Below are 15,372 nucleotides of genomic sequence, written 5' to 3'. Positions count from 1 at the left end.
TCGATAGCCAGGGCATGGCCGTCTCCATGACCAGCTCCATCGAGGATGGCTTTGGCTCAAGATTGATGGTGAACGGTTACCTGCTCAACAACGAGCTGACCGATTTCTCCTTCACCTCGGTGGACGCCGCAGGAGTGCCGGTGGCAAACCGGGTCGAGCCCGGCAAGCGGCCACGCTCTTCCATGTCGCCCTTGCTGGTATTTGATAAAAAGAGCAAACGGCTGACGATGAGCCTGGGCTCCCCGGGTGGCTCGGCCATCATCAACTATGTGGGCAAGACGCTGCTCGGCACTCAGGACTGGGGCCTCAACTTGCAGCAGGCCATCAACCTGCCCAACTTTGGCAGCCGCAATGGCCCTACCGAACTGGAGCTGGGACGCACTCCTCAATTTGTGGTCGATGCGTTGCGGGCCCGTGGTCATGAGGTGGTGTTGAACGAGCAAACCTCGGGATTACAGGGGGTCGAGCGCAATGCCCAGGGCTGGTTTGGCGCCGCCGACCCGCGCCGGGAAGGAACAGCCAAGGGGGAGTGACATAGCGTCATGACCTCCGCGCATCATTCTGGCTAACAACGTGCCCATACCAAATCAGCGAGGCCACCCTTGGGTGGCCTCGCTGTTTATCGGGAAGTCAAAGTCCTCAGGGATTACGGGCGGTCAATTCGGCCGGGGCAGATGTCTGGGCCAACTGCCAATGCTGGCGCTCGATACGCTCCAGTACCGCAGGCTGCAAACTCCCTCTGCCGACGGGCGCCACGGGCCAATTGGGCAGCGGCCACCAAGGCAGGGTCAACAACAAGGCAAACAGGCTAGCAAGGTACCAGGCCATGGGAGGCTCCTGTGCGACGCTTATTCTGATGGGGCGCCTGTTGCAGCGCATCCCCAAGGTTACCTCATTATGATGCCCCTCCCCGATGGCGGCCGTGTTACAGCAAATTGTGTTTATCCAGCAGGCGATAGAGCGTTGCCCGAGAGATGGCAAGCTGACGGGCAACCTCTTCCAGGCGATCAGGAAAGCGGGCCAGGGTCCGCTCCAGCGCCTGACGCTCGGCAGCCTCGCGCACCGCCTTGAGCGAGCCGTCAAACAACAGGGATTCCGAGTTGGACAACTCCAGATCCTGCGCCTCGATGCAGGGACCCGCACACATGACAGCAGCACGTTGCACCCGGTTGCGCAGCTCGCGCACATTGCCGGGCCAGCCATAGGCCTGCATGGCCTGGCGGGCCTGATGGGAAAAGGTCAGGGGCCTGCTGCCCCGCACCTCGGCCAGGATCTCGTTGGCAAGCAGTTGCACATCATTCCGCCTGTCTCGCAGCGCCGGGGTGCGCAGCCGCACCACATTGAGCCGGTAATAGAGATCCTCGCGAAAACGCCCCTGCGCAACAGCCTGTTCTACATCGATATTGGTCGCAGCAATCACCCTGACATCGACGCTGCGCGAGGCATGACTGCCGACCATCTCGATACACTGCTCCTGCAAGAAGCGCAGCAGGGTGACCTGATCTTCCAAAGGCAATTCGCCGACCTCATCGAGAAACAGGGTGCCGCCATCAGCCGCCTCAATCTTGCCTATTTTGTGGGCCTGAGCCCCTGTGAACGCGCCCTTCACATGGCCAAACAGCTCAGACTGGATCAATTGATGAGGCATGGCGCCACAGTTCACGGCCACAAAAGGCCCCTCCTCCCCGAAGGTACCGTAGTGCAATTCCCGGGCAACCAGCTCCTTGCCCGTCCCACTGGGTCCCGTCACCAGCACCGGCAAACGACTGTGTTGCAGCCGCGTAATCTGCTCCCTGAGCTGGATGATTGCCTCACTATTGCCCTGAATGAGCCGCAGTTTGGCTGGTAGCTTGGGACGCTGGCGCTCGTCGATGAGCCGAGCCATTCCCAAGGCGTGACCCAGGCTATGGCACAAGCGTGCAGCATCAAGGGGAAAGGTGTGGAAGTCATGGAAACAGGCGGCCAGCAGACTACGCAGCTTCTCGCATGCCAATAGCTCCCTGTCGACCAAACCTATCCAGAGCCGATTTGGATGCTGGGCAATGAGCGCACGCAAGGCTTCATTTTGCAGCGGATCGATCGCTACCAGAATCAGGGGAAAGTCACCATGACGCAACTTCTCCTCCGCCACGCTCAACGAACGAGCCCGAGATAAACGCCACTCCCCCTGAGTAAGCAGAGTCTCTAACGCAGCACATGGATTGATAATCAGCAGTGCTTCTTCCGGCATGTTGAAACCTCCTGTCGTCCGTGCCGATTGCAACCCTAGCCGACGACCACTTTGTCATCGGTTTGCAGGTAAAAATGAAAGTTTTGATATCAAACGGCACCATATCGATGAACTCAGACGGGATAACTATAACCTATCCCGGATATAGACTAATGGCACAGCAATAATGAGAAATGACATTCAATCCTGAGAAGAAGCAAACCTATTAATAAACATAAGGTTAATAGAGGGAAAAAATTTCGCATCTCATTACTGAGATTAAATGATGCAGGAGTTAATTATATTCTACATAAAAAACAACACATTAAGTATTGGCACAAGCATTGCTTTATCTCTTTCGCCCCTCTTATCGCATGGAGAGAAAGAGTGAAAATACATATTGCATTGGCTGCTTATATTTTATTGCTATTCACAGCCCCAACCAGAGCTGAAAATCAGGTCAATTTAGGCCAGCAGGCTCTGAGTAATATTAGAGGAAGCGTGGGGGTGAATATGGTGTCCGGCAGTAATAATCAACAAGGTAATCTTGCCGCCATCGCGATTTCAGGCCCTGCCATCATCCAGTTCAGTCAACAGACCGAGGCTGTCTCCGCCCTCAATGGGAGTCAGCGTGTTGCCATTTACGACTCGGCCCTGACTCAAAACAAGGGGCTCATCGGCATCAATCAGGGAGCCGGGGAAGCCAATCAACAGGTCAATGCCTTCGCGCTCTCCCTCGGGGATGACAGCGGTATAGGCGCTGTGACCGACATCAATCTCAGTACCAGCGTCGCTAAATTGCCTACAGGCAAGGCACCGGCGAACTCGACAAACAGCATTTATCTGGATGGCAACGCCCTCGCAGGAAGCAAGGGTGTCATTCAGGTCAATCAGGTCACGGGACAGGGGAATCAAGCGGTAAACATGGTTTCCCTGCCTTTGACAGGTGCAGTAACGGCATCGCCTTGATGCCGCAGGGACTGGAGGTTAAACCTGACACTTCACCGCTGCAGCCGATACTCAATGTATGGTTCGGATCGCGGATACCGGAGTCACAGGCAAGACCCCCATGGCAAGCTCAATGGAGAGACTCATTATGCGTGGACTTATTTACAGCTCATTAGCCGCAGCGGTCGTCATGGCCATGTCGGGCACAGCATTCGCCACTGAAAGAGGCGGCTACGGTGACAAAGACGAAACAGGCGCCACCCTGACCAAGAAGGTCAAGGTCGAAGTGGATGTCGATTACGCTGGCAAGGTCAACATCGGCGGATCCATCAATGTCAATAAACTGGGTATGGCTGTCGTGGATAACCAGCAATCCAGTTCCATGATTGGCACCTCCAACTACAGAACCGAAAACAAGAGCCAGATCGATAACTCCTTCAAAGGAGTGTCTGGTAACGTCGGCGCCAACGTGGCGGCGGGGGATTCCAACGTGCAAGGCAACAGCGCTTCCCTTGCAGCCTACGATTCAGTGGACGCCGAGTTCGTCATGGGTCGTGGTTACCCGGGTCAAAGCGGCTCTGCCGGTGGATCATCTGATGCTGAGATCTTCTCCGATCAGAGCGCCAGTCATAACCTGACCACCAACATGGGTCATCAGAACAGGTCTGGCATCGGCGATGGCGCTTTCAAGGATGCTGCAGGCAACATCGGGGTGAACGTGGTATCTGGTTCGGGTAACGTCCAGGCCAATAACATGGCTGCCACTGTCTCGACCGGCAACATGGCCGTGGCCACTGTCGCCAACAGCCAGAACGTCTCCCACAACGCCACCTCCAACACCAGCCTGAGTGCAACCAAAACTGTGGCCTACAACCCTGTTTACCTGAAACTCAACGCTCACGGCAGCTATGAGGGTGACAGCAAGCAGTCCAACGATGTCTATCCCGAAGTGTGGGTTGATGGGGATCACAATCCGGGGGCGCAAAGTCAACTCGGTCATATCGACTTCGATAACGAGAACCCGAACAATCCTGGCAAGTTCGAGTTCAAAGAAGAGGGCGATATCAAGCTGAGTGGTTCGGTATCTGGCTACATTCCTGTGGTCAACACCTACACCAGTCGTGAGACCTTCAACCACGCCAACATCAATGGCGGAGCCTTCAATGGCGCCGTGGGCAACATTGGGGTGAACGTGGCATCTGGTACCAACAATCTGCAAGCGAACAACCTCTCGCTGGCCGCAGGTTTCGCCAAGTAATCTGTCTGAATAGGGGGCTTCAAGCCCCCTTTTTACACACATGCGAGGAGGAGACGATGCGCTGGCTACTACTCTTGTGTCTCTGTCAGGGTGCTTGGGCTGCCAATCTGCCCATAGGGGATCATCTCCCAGCCCTTGGTGACTTCAACAAGCCGGTGCAGAGCATACTGGAACGGCGCTTTGCCAACATCGAACGTCAACATACAGATTTCAGCTGCGGCGCCGCTGCCGTGGCAACCATATTACGTTACTCCTACGGCCAGGTGACCAATGAACGCTGGGTCATGGATGGCATGATGGCCATGGCCGATCCGGCTTTGGTACAACGTTATGGTTTTTCCATGCTCGACATGAAGCAGTATCTGCAAATGCTCGGCATGCGGGTCAGGGGCTATCGACTTGGTGACGAGAAACTGCGCCAGGTGAGAGTGCCGACCATAGTGCTACTCAATATTCGCGGTTATCAGCACTTCGCCGTGCTGCGCGCCATTGATCGAAAAGATCGCGTCTATCTGGCCGATCCCGCCCTGGGAAATCGCATTATCTCGTTTGATGAGTTCAAGAAAAGTTGGAACGGGATCCTGCTGGCGGTAATTGGAGCCGGATACAATCCGGACGCTCCACTGGCCAATCCATCCCCCCCTCTGTCAGTGCGCGGGAAAGATGGCCTGTTTGCGCCCATCAATGAGACCTCCCTGCTGGAGTTTGGTTTTCAGCACAGAGAGCTAATGTGAGGCAGTTATGAACAACCTACATTCCGTTTGGCTTGCCTGCTTGTTTGCAGGCTTGACCGGCCCTGCGCTGGCAGCCTCGGATCCACTGGCCAACCTGTCGGAGCACTTCGCCCCGGAGCTGGGCGACAGTGAACTCGCCAATCTGCGCGGTCGCTATGCCGGGCCTCAGGGGATCCGCTATTTCGGGATCGAATTTATCTCGACCCTGACCACGGCCCAGGCACAGCAGACGGCCGCCATGAATCTGACCCTGAGCGTCATCCAGAATCACCCCAACCTCGACATTCGCATTAAAAGTGATGCCAAAACAGCTGTCTCAGCCGCGCCCGCCGCCAGCAATATCAATGGCTCAGGCCTGGTTCAGGTGGTGCAGCTGCAAGGCAGCGGCAATAGTTCGGTCAACCAGACGGGCATTACGTTCACCGCGCCTCCAACCACGGGCCAGAGCGTGAACGCAGGCAACTATGAGAGCCAAGGGGCGCTGGGTACCGCCAGCTATCGAGTCTCGGGCAATTATGCTGGACTGCAACTAAACTCCGCCGATGGGCACGTTCAACTGGAGCAGAGTCTGCGAGGGGACAACTTCAGCCGGGGCTTGTTGCAACTCAATCGAGTAAGAGGTGATGGTTTGCAGGCTCTCAATCAGACCCGGATATGGCTCTCACGTTAATAAATAGCCCCTTGCTGATTCTGCTCCATTGGATGGCGCTGATACAAAGACAATAAACAACAAGGATGGATCCGATGAAACAGTCTGCCATGGTGTTGATTGCGCTGGCACCGCTCAGCTGCTGGGCTGCCAGTGCGGAAGAAGATGCACTGCAGCAACAACTCGATCTGCTACGCCAGCAACTTATCCAGCAAAATCAGGCGCTCCACCAACTACAAGCGCGTCTGGAGGCCGTCAAGACCAGCAAGACAACAGGCACTGCAGTCGCCACTGGTGCCGTTGCTGGTACAGCCGCATCCGTTCCCCAGAATGAAGCGACTCGCCGAACCCCGGAAGCGGGGCGCAGCACGGAAGACCTGATGATCGAACAGCATAATGTGTTCGACCGTGCCTGGGTGCTGGACTTCGGCCTCTCCTATCAGCATTACAACCGTAAGGATTTGGCCCTGCGTGGCTTCCTCGCCCTCGATGCCATCTTCCTCGGCGAGATCAATCTTGACCGGGTACGTTCAGATCAATGGGTCGCCGACCTGGTTACTCGCTATACCCTCAACGATCGCTGGCAGCTGGAGTTGGCTGTTCCCTACATGCTGCGCAGCACCAACTATCAGACCACGGGCAAGGAGAATTCCAGCCGCGATTTCGAAGAACAGAGTGTCACAGACGGCGGCTTGGGTGACCTGAGCATGGCGGTCTACTACCGAGTGCTGGCCGAGGATGAAGATTGGCCGGATCTGGTCTGGAACATACGTGCCAAGGCACCGACCGGCAAGGATCCCTATGGCATAGAAGTCGATACATCGGAGTCTGGCAACCTGATCACCCCCAAAGAGCTCGCCACCGGCAACGGTCTATGGCAACTCTCTACCGGCTTCTCGCTAGTCAAGACACTGGATCCCGCCATCTTGTTTGCCAACCTGAACTACGGCCATAGCCTCAAGGGCGACTTTGATGACATTTCCTATCAGCCCGGCAATCAGCCCGGCAGCATACAAATTGGTGACTGGTACGAATATGGTCTGGGGGTTGCCTTTGCCCTCAACGAGCGTTTCAGTCTCTCATTCAACATCAATCAACGCATCACCCTCGAATCCGAACAGGGCGCCGAAGGTTTCCCCATGGAGAAAGTCACGGGGTCTGACGCCAATGCGGCCAGCTTCGGCATGGGGGCAACCTGGGCCATGACAGACAAACTCTCCATGGCCGTCAACTGGTCGGCAGGGCTGACCACTGATGCCCCTGACTACAACATAGGGATACGTTTCCCTTATCGTTTCTAGCATCAACTTCGCATTTCTCGCACCCTCCCAGGCCGGGCAAAGCGCTCTTTCACCGGCCTGGGAAGAGGTCTGGCCAGCTAGTCATTTAACTACATGTTTCCTGTCAGCCAGATCCGTGACGCATCCGCCGTATAGGGGCTAGACGCCAAAAGCGCCATTATTTTAGGCCCTAAAATCTTGTGGCCACGAAAACGTTATCGCGCAAAATGAGGCATTTTTGGCTCAAAACGTTGTTTCTGGATCATAAAAAGTATCCAGAAACTGGTGTATATTACTCGGCGGAAACTCCTTAACCATGAAGACTGACATGAAAAAGACCAAAATCGTCTGCACCATAGGTCCCAAGACCGAATCCAAAGAAATGCTGGCCAAGATGCTGGATGCTGGCATGAACGTCATGCGCCTGAACTTCTCCCACGGCGACTACGCCGAGCACGGCGGCCGCATCAACAACTTGCGTGAAGTCATGGCAGAAACCGGCAAGCACGCCGCTATCCTGCTGGATACCAAGGGTCCAGAAATCCGTACCATGAAGCTGGAAGGTGGCAACGATGTCTCTCTGGTCGCTGGCCAGACATTCACCTTCACCATAGATCAGACCGTAGTTGGCAATCAGGACAGGGTCGCCGTGACCTATGCCGGTTTTGCCAGCGACCTGCGTGTTGGCAACCGTATCCTGGTTGACGATGGCCTGATCGGTATGGACGTTATCGAAATCACCGAGCGTGAAGTCATCTGCAAGGTGCTCAACAACGGCGACCTGGGTGAGAACAAGGGCGTTAACCTGCCAGGTGTCTCCATCAAGCTGCCGGCCCTGGCCGAGAAAGACAAGCGCGACCTCATCTTTGGCTGTGAGCAAGGTGTTGATTTCGTTGCTGCCTCTTTCATTCGCAAGCAAGAAGACGTGCTGGAAATCCGTGAGCACCTGAAGGCTCATGGTGGCGAGGCCATCCAGATCATCTCCAAGATCGAGAACCAGGAAGGCCTGGACAACTTCGACGAGATCCTGGCAGTCTCCGACGGCATCATGGTCGCTCGTGGTGACATGGGTGTCGAGATCCCGGTTGAAGAAGTTATCTTCGCCCAGAAGATGATCATCACCAAGTGCAACAAGGCGCGCAAAGTCGTTATCACTGCGACCCAGATGCTTGACTCCATGATCAAGAATCCGCGTCCGACCCGCGCCGAAGCTGGCGACGTTGCCAACGCCATCTTGGATGGTACCGATGCCGTCATGCTGTCCGGCGAATCCGCCAAGGGCAAGTACCCGCTGGAAGCCGTGACCATCATGGCCACCATCTGCGAACGTACCGATGCCGTGATGCCGTCCAACCTGTCTGCTGCCAATGACAGCAACAAACTGCGCATCACCGAAGCGGTCTGCAAGGGCGCGGTCGAAACGTCCCAGAAGCTGGATGCCCCGCTGATCGTGGTTGCGACCGAAGGCGGCAAGTCTGCCAAGGCCATTCGCAAGTACTTCCCGAAAGCCTGGATCCTGGCCATCACCACCAACAAGAAAACGGCTGCCCAGCTGGTTCTGACTAAAGGTGTGATTGCTCACGTGGTTGACAGCATCGCCTCCACCGACGATTTCTATCGCATCGGTAAAGACGCTGCGCTGGAAAGCGGCATGGGTCTGAAAGGTGACATCGTGGTCATGGTCTCCGGTGCCCTGGTACCGAGCGGTACCACCAATACTGCCTCCGTTCACGTACTGTAATCGGTACTGAACCAATAAAACGGCGCCTGCGGGCGCCGTTTTTTTTTATCTCCCCCCTCTGCTGGATGACCGAGGCGAATGCTAGAATCACGCGCAATTTACAGTGATCGGATCCACCCCGTCATATGGTCACCAACGGAACCACTATGCTCTCACTCACGTTCAAACGAGTCGTCACTCTGTTGTGCCTGCTCTCCAGCCTCGCCGTGGGCCAGGCCCTGGCTCAGGATCTGCCCCAGCAGGGAACTGTCCAACGTCAGCTCGAGGCCTTATCCAAATCGGACAACCTGACCGTCAGCCAACAGGCTGACAAGAAGTTTCTGAGTGATACCCTCTCCCTGCTCGACAGCATCGACAAGGAGAATGCCAAGGCCAAGGTACAGAACCAGCGTCTCAAGACGCTCCCCTCGGATCTCAAGGAGATCTCGGCCCGGATCGATGCTCTCAACAAGAGCAAGAGCCCGGAGCAACTCGCACAAGAGTATGGTGCCATGAGCCTGGAAGAGCTCGAGAGCCGCCAGCCCGAGGTGATGACCAGCATGCAGGATGCCCAGGAATCTCTGGGCACCATTGCTAGCCAGATAACCAATCTGCAGACCCTGCCAGAGCGTGCCCAGAGCACCATGAGCAAGGCGTATCAACGCAGCCAGGAGATCCGCTCCCGCCTCAATGCCGGAGATGCCGTGAGCAGCGCCGAGCGGGGCAAGCTCACCACGGAGCAGACACTGATCGATCTGCAACTTGCCTATCTGCAAAAGGAGCTGGATAACAGAACCAGCATGCAGGATCTCGCGGTCAAGCAACGGGACTATCAGAATGCTCGCCTGGCGCAGGAGGAGCAGAAACTGCAGTTATTGCAAAAAGAGATCAGTAGCAAGCGACTCGGCAACACCGAAAAAACGGCCGAACAAACCGGCGAACTGGTTGCCAGCCTGAACAATCCCCTGGTGCAGAAAGAGCAGGAGGCCAATCACCAGCTCAGCAAGCAGTTGATCTCCGCCACCAATAATCTCAATACCCTGATGCAGAAGAACCTGCAGGCCAAGAGCTGGCTCGAACGCGGCACCCAGACCGAACGCAATCTCAATGAACAGGTTGAGATGCTCAAGGGGAATCTGCTGCTGTCCCGCATCCTGTATCAGCTCTATCAGCAACTGGAGGCGGCCCCCACCAGCGCAGTAAGCAACCTGGAAGAGCAGATCGCTGACCTGCACCTTGCCCAATTCGAGCTGAGCCAGCAGCGGGATCAGCTGTTCCAGAAGAACCAGTTCCTCGACAAACTGATCGAGACCAGCGGCCTGGCCGTCAGTGCCGAAGACAAGGACAACCTCTCTCGCCTGCTCGACACCCGTATCTCGCTGCTCGACCAGCTCAATCGCCAACTCGATGCACAGTTGACCAACGCCATCAGCCTGCAACTGACCCAGCAGCAGATCAAGCGGATCTATAACTCCATCGAATTGACCCTGCAACAACACATCTTCTGGGTGAGCAGCAACAAACCCATCGACAGCAAGTGGCTCCTCTCCTGGCCGAGCCAGGTGGCCAAACAGATCAGCGACTGGACCCTGACTCCCAAAGCCTGGCTAGACGTATTGATTGCCGTCAGCCTGCTGGCCTTGCCGCTGCTTGTCATCGGATGGCTGCTGCTCTGGAAGCGTCAGGCCATCAAGACCCGCCTACAGAAGATCAACAAGGACCTTGGGCGTTTTCATCAGGACAGCCAGTTGCACACCCCCAAGGCGCTGCTGCTGATGACACTGCTCTCCCTGCCGGGCGCCCTCTTCATCTGCGCCGCAGGTCTGCTGCTCTCATACAATGGTCTGCTCAGCATCAACCTGACCATGCAGATCACCTTCAATCTGGCGCTGGGGTATCTGGTATTCAGCGTTTATCTCGGAGTCATGCGCCCGGGTGGCGTGGCCGAAAGCCATTTCCGACTGCCCAGGGAAGAGCTGGCGAGCAAGCGCAAGCATTTCCGCTATCTCTGGTTCACCCTGATGCCACTCATCATGCTGTCAACCAAGGCCGTCGTAGAACCCTCGACCCTGGGCAATGACGCCCTCGGCCAGGCCCTGACCCTGATCTTGCTGGGCGCTACCGCCTGGATGCTCTACCCCCTGTTCCGGGCCAGGATGAAGAGCGGTGTCAGCATGGTGCAGTCGGTGCTCTCCTTCCTGCTGCTGCTCACCCCCATAGTGCTGATGGGCTTGGTGCTGTTTGGTTACTACTACACCGCGCTCAAGCTGACTGGCCGCCTCATAGAGTCGTTTTATCTCTTGCTGCTGTGGAGCCTGGTCTATCGCACCGCCCTGCGCGGCCTGGAGCTGGCAGCCCGTCGCCTCGCCTGGCGCCGCGCCGTTGCCAAGCGGGAACACAAAGCCCAAGAAGATGCGGAAGGGGGAGATGCCATCGAAGAGCAGCCCATGGCACTGGAAGAGGTGAGCCAGCAATCACTGCGCTTGACCCGCATAGTGCTGCTTGGCATCTTCGGGGTCGCCTTCTACTGGCTCTGGTCCGATCTCATCGCGGTATTCACCTACCTCGATAGTGTGGTGCTCTGGCACAAGAGTGAAGGGACCGGCGCCAATGCCGTGCTTTATCCCATCAGTCTGAGCGATGTCCTCACCGGTCTCTTCTTGTTGGGGGCAGCCTGGTCGCTGGCCCGCAACCTGCCCGGTCTGCTGGAGGTGCTTGTCCTCTCCAAACTCAAGCTGGCCCAAGGCTCGGCCTACGCCATCACCACCATGCTCAACTATGTGCTGATTGGGGTGGGAACCCTCACCTCCCTGGCCATGTTCGGCATGCAGTGGGAGAAGTTGCAGTGGCTGGCCGCAGGTCTTTCGGTCGGTATCGGTTTTGGTATGCAGCAGATCGTCTCCAACTTTATCTCCGGCATCATCATTCTGTTCGAGCGCCCGGTACGGATCGGCGATACCGTCACCATTGGTACCATCTCCGGCACGGTCAACAAGATCCGGATCCGCTCAACGACCCTCACCGACTTTGATCGCAAAGAGGTGATCATCCCCAACCAGCAGCTGATGATAGAACGTCTGATCAACTGGTCCCTGTCCGATACCGTCACTCGGGTCATCGCCCGGGTCGGTGTGGCCTACGGCTCGGATCTGGAGCTGACTCGTCAGCTGCTGATGCAAGCCGCCCAGAGCAATAGCCGGGTGCTCAAGGATCCGGCGCCCATCGTCTACTTCCTCACCTTTGGCGCCAGCACCCTGGATCACGAGCTGCGTTTCTTCGTGAGTGAACTCGGCGATCGCAACCCCGCCATAGACGAACTCAACCGCACCATAGACAGCCTGTTCAAGGAGAATGGCATAGATATCTCCTTCAACCAGATGGATGTCTACATCAAAAACCTGCATGGGGATGAGCAGCAGATTGCCTCTCACCCTGCCCTCCCCCGTGAGGATGGCAAACCGGTCTGATCCTGACTGGTGACGCGCTGACCAAGAGAGGCCCTGCTGCAGGGCCTCTCTTTTTGGCCGTCCACATGTTGGCAAGTGCCCTCACGCCCCGATTGATCGCGAATCCTCAGTCAGACCGTGCTCATCAATCAGACAATGCCAGCATGGGCACCGCCATTGCATTTGCGAAATCGGTCCCCATCTAATGGATTCAATAAAGGACTATTCAAAGGATGCTGTCATGGATTACCTCTACGCCGTGGTGCTGTTTGCCATCTCCTCCTCCATCACGCCCGGCCCCAACAACATCATGGTGATGACCTCGGGGCTCAATTTTGGTGTCAGAAGAAGCCTGCCACTGCTGGCCGGGATCTGCGTCGGTTTCGCCATCATGCTGTTGCTGGTTGGCCTGGGCTTTGGCCAGTTGTTCAGCCTGTGGCCCGACCTGCACCTGCTCATCAAAGTCATAGGCACCCTCTATCTGCTCTATCTCGCCTGGCTGATCGCCCGCTCGGCCGGGATGGCGACCAGCAAGGAGCAGCAGCAACCGCTCTCTTTCATCAAGGGTGCCCTGTTCCAGTGGGTCAATGCCAAGGCCTGGGTGGTGGCCACCGGCGCCATTGCCGCATTCACCACTGTGGGAGCGAGCTTTTACAGCCAGAATCTGACCATAGCCCTGACCTTCTTCATCGTCTCCTTCCCCAGTGTCGGTGTCTGGATGCTGTTTGGTTCCCTGTTAAAGCGCTGGCTGCAGCATGGCAAGGCCCGCCAGTGGTTCAACTACACGATGGCACTCCTGCTGGTCATCTCTGTGCTCCCCGTGGTCACCGAGTTGCTGACACAACTCGGATGATGCCCGCCTGCGACAACAAGCCAAAAAACAGGCCCCGAAGCGGGGCCTGTTTCATAGGGTGGATCTCATCACCTGACGGTGACTGACGGCGCCTTAGCTGCAGGCGCCAATCAGCTTCCAGGGATCTCCCGCACTCGGCACGTTGCCGCTGCTCCACCACTTGGCTTCATAGATGTTGCCGTTGTAGGTCACCTGATTACCCGTGGTATAGACGGAGCCGGTTGCCCAGTTTGCCGGGCAGCTGCTGCCCTGCTCGAAGCTGACCGACAGGCTATGAGCTCCATTGACGCTGCTGAAGGTGTAGCTGCCAGCCACGGCCTGAGCCACGCCATCGACGGTGAGGGATTTCACCTTGTAGCCGGTATTGGGCAGCAGGGTGACGGTAAAGTTGGTACCGCCTTTCGCTTGCAGGATACCGTTCGCCGGTGCAGGGGAGACAGTACCGCCCGCCCCTATGTTCACGCTGATGTCGAAGAAGACAGGGATGTCGATGGTGGCTTCGCTGTAGTTGCCGCTAAAGCCGGCGAAGTTGGCGGCCGTGATGCTGTTCACCGCCGTGTTCTTCAACACTATCTTCTTGGCATCTCCCTTGGCATAAGGCTCCACCAGGGTGATGACCACGTCGCTCCCTTCCTGAGTCAGCTTGATGCCGGAGAAGGGCACCGGCTGATTGCTCGGGGTAGTGATGACCGTCTTGGCCGGATCGAAGCGATTGGCCACCAGCGTCATGTTCCAGCCCCAGTTCAGAGAACTGAGCGGCACTATGTAGCCGAGGCGATCGTAGCTGCCGGTGACATTGGTGAACATCTCGGGACGGATGTCGTTGAGGGTCAATCCCACCAGCTCATAGGAGGAGTAGATGCCGCCATCTTCCGCCTGCGGGCCCATCACCACGGAAGTGGCCGTCTCGTAAGCCTTCAGATGTTTGAAGCCGATGCCCGCACTGCCTGCAATCTTGTCGACCGCAGGATCGAAGCCCTGCACTACCTGCTTGCCCGAGTTCCAGGCCAGGGTGTAGATGTCGGACTTGGTGATGACCGCGGCCGGATTGGCCTGTACCGAGGCCGCGCTGACGCCCTTGAGCAGCACACGCTGACCGGCGAACTGCAACTCGGCGCCATCGGCCACATCGCCAATCACCAGATCGGCCAAGGGCTCGGCCATGCTCCAGCCACGCAACACGATGAGATCGTCTCCGACGGTGAAGTCATTGACAGTGGTAAGACCGTTTGCCTGCTCGTTGAGCAGGATCTGATCCTTGCCACCGCCGGTGATGACGGTGTCATTGCCCCAACCCGCCGTCAGCACTTCATCATAAGGCGAGCCTTGGGTGGTGCTGTCGCCCGGGGTATCAAACAGGCTGTTGTAATCACCAAACTTGTAGACGTACTTGGTGATGCAAGTACCAAGCTCATCGCAGGTGATCTGATCCTTGGTAAGCAGGGATCCCACCCCCCAGGCGCCACGCAGATGCGCCGCCGCCAGGATGCCTGACATGGTGGCCTGCACCTGGATAGGCTGACCGTTGTCATCGGTATCAGGCCAGCTCTTGGCCAGGGCCTGGGCCCAGGTCATGTTGGCGTCCTTGAGCAGCTTGCTTATTACCTGATAGTTGAAATGCATGGCGTCACGCATCACCAGCTCCTGCTTCTCGGGCAGGCGCAGATCGGCCAGGGAGTTGACACCATTCTTGCCGACGAAGGTGCCCTGCCAGCGGTTTACATCGGTCACATAGACCTTGTTGCCGCCAGACCCCTCGATCTCGGCCAGGGCTTCGGTCTTGCAACCCGCCCAGGTGGAATCCGGCACGAACATGTAGAAGCTGTCGTACTCCTTGCCGTCGACCGTTACCTGTTGCGGGCTGTAGTAACCAGCATCGATCAGCACGGCCTCACCCAGCTGATAGCCGATGAAACCCCAAGCATTCAAGGAGTTGTACTGCATCGTCCTGAACATGGCCGCATCGTTCGGGGTGGAAGCGTTATAGATATTGCCAACTCCCAGCTTGTTGAAGAAACCGCTGATGGTGGTTGGCTCGGAGAGCATGGTGCCGGTCGAACAGTCCCGCACCAACCGACCTGGCGCCGTCACCTGGGCATAGGTGTAGACGGGGTTGTCGAGGTTTTGCAGATAGAAATCTGCCAGTGCCGGATTGATGCCGGATTCAAAGTTGCGCAGTGCATCCAGGAAATCCTGAGTGCCGCCCTTTGCCGCCAAGGCGGGGGTCAGCCAATACCAGCAACACGGTTGCCGACACTATTTTCATGGTGGTTTT

The 15,372-nt window shown here is 56.9% G+C and carries 12 protein-coding genes; 9 read left to right on the top strand and 3 right to left on the bottom strand.

Features of this window, described 5'->3' with window-relative positions:
• A partial coding sequence (locus G113_RS13105; protein WP_005903771.1) for a gamma-glutamyltransferase occupies positions 1-533 on the top strand: 533 nt, incomplete at its 5' end.
• A 106-nt stretch (positions 534-639) separates the two neighbouring features.
• On the opposite strand, the gene G113_RS13100 is transcribed toward G113_RS13105, so the two are convergent.
• Together G113_RS13100 and G113_RS13095 are read right to left on the bottom strand one after the other, a co-directional pair.
• Positions 640-828: a hypothetical protein gene (locus G113_RS13100; protein WP_005903770.1), complete on the bottom strand. Its 189-nt coding sequence runs from the start codon at positions 826-828 to the stop codon at positions 640-642.
• Between the two features lie 97 nt (positions 829-925).
• On the bottom strand, positions 926-2,230 hold the full coding sequence (locus tag G113_RS13095; RefSeq protein ID WP_005903769.1) for a sigma-54 dependent transcriptional regulator: 1,305 nt from the start codon (positions 2,228-2,230) through the stop codon (positions 926-928).
• Between the two features lie 366 nt (positions 2,231-2,596).
• Here G113_RS13095 and G113_RS13090 point away from each other — a divergent pair, with 366 nt between their 5' ends.
• The 8 genes from G113_RS13090 to G113_RS13055 all read left to right on the top strand — a co-directional run bounded on the left by G113_RS13090 (position 2,597) and on the right by G113_RS13055 (position 13,097).
• Entirely contained in the window at positions 2,597-3,178 is a 582-nt protein-coding gene (locus G113_RS13090; protein WP_236611772.1) for a hypothetical protein, read from the top strand.
• Positions 3,179-3,305: 127 nt separating this feature from the next.
• On the top strand, positions 3,306-4,415 hold the full coding sequence (locus tag G113_RS13085; RefSeq protein ID WP_005903767.1) for a hypothetical protein: 1,110 nt from the start codon (positions 3,306-3,308) through the stop codon (positions 4,413-4,415).
• Between the two features lie 56 nt (positions 4,416-4,471).
• Positions 4,472-5,149: a C39 family peptidase gene (locus tag G113_RS13080; protein WP_005903766.1), complete on the top strand. Its 678-nt coding sequence runs from the start codon at positions 4,472-4,474 to the stop codon at positions 5,147-5,149.
• Positions 5,150-5,156: 7 nt separating this feature from the next.
• Positions 5,157-5,819, top strand: a complete 663-nt coding sequence (locus tag G113_RS13075; RefSeq protein WP_005903765.1) for a hypothetical protein — start codon at positions 5,157-5,159, stop codon at positions 5,817-5,819.
• Positions 5,820-5,893: 74 nt separating this feature from the next.
• Positions 5,894-7,099 (top strand): transporter, encoded by a 1,206-nt coding sequence (locus G113_RS13070; RefSeq protein WP_005903763.1) that lies wholly within the window; start codon positions 5,894-5,896, stop codon positions 7,097-7,099.
• A gap of 307 nt (positions 7,100-7,406) precedes the next feature.
• The gene (pykF, locus tag G113_RS13065; protein ID WP_005903760.1) at positions 7,407-8,819 is read left to right on the top strand and encodes a pyruvate kinase PykF; all 1,413 of its coding nucleotides are present in this window, start codon (positions 7,407-7,409) and stop codon (positions 8,817-8,819) included.
• Positions 8,820-8,965: 146 nt separating this feature from the next.
• On the top strand, positions 8,966-12,265 hold the full coding sequence (mscK, locus tag G113_RS13060; protein WP_005903758.1) for a mechanosensitive channel MscK: 3,300 nt from the start codon (positions 8,966-8,968) through the stop codon (positions 12,263-12,265).
• A 220-nt stretch (positions 12,266-12,485) separates the two neighbouring features.
• Positions 12,486-13,097, top strand: coding sequence for a LysE family translocator (locus tag G113_RS13055; RefSeq protein WP_005903756.1), 612 nt, complete (start codon positions 12,486-12,488; stop codon positions 13,095-13,097).
• A 93-nt stretch (positions 13,098-13,190) separates the two neighbouring features.
• Here G113_RS13055 and G113_RS13050 read toward each other — a convergent pair whose 3' ends face one another.
• Positions 13,191-15,314 (bottom strand): carbohydrate-binding protein, encoded by a 2,124-nt coding sequence (locus G113_RS13050; protein WP_005903754.1) that lies wholly within the window; start codon positions 15,312-15,314, stop codon positions 13,191-13,193.
• Between the last annotated feature and the right edge of the window lie 58 nt (positions 15,315-15,372).

Source organism: Aeromonas molluscorum 848 (genome assembly GCF_000388115.1).
GTDB classification, from domain to species: Bacteria; Pseudomonadota; Gammaproteobacteria; order Enterobacterales; family Aeromonadaceae; genus Aeromonas; species Aeromonas molluscorum.
Note: the sequence above shows the minus strand (reverse complement) of the source record. Positions and strands in the feature narration are given on the sequence as shown.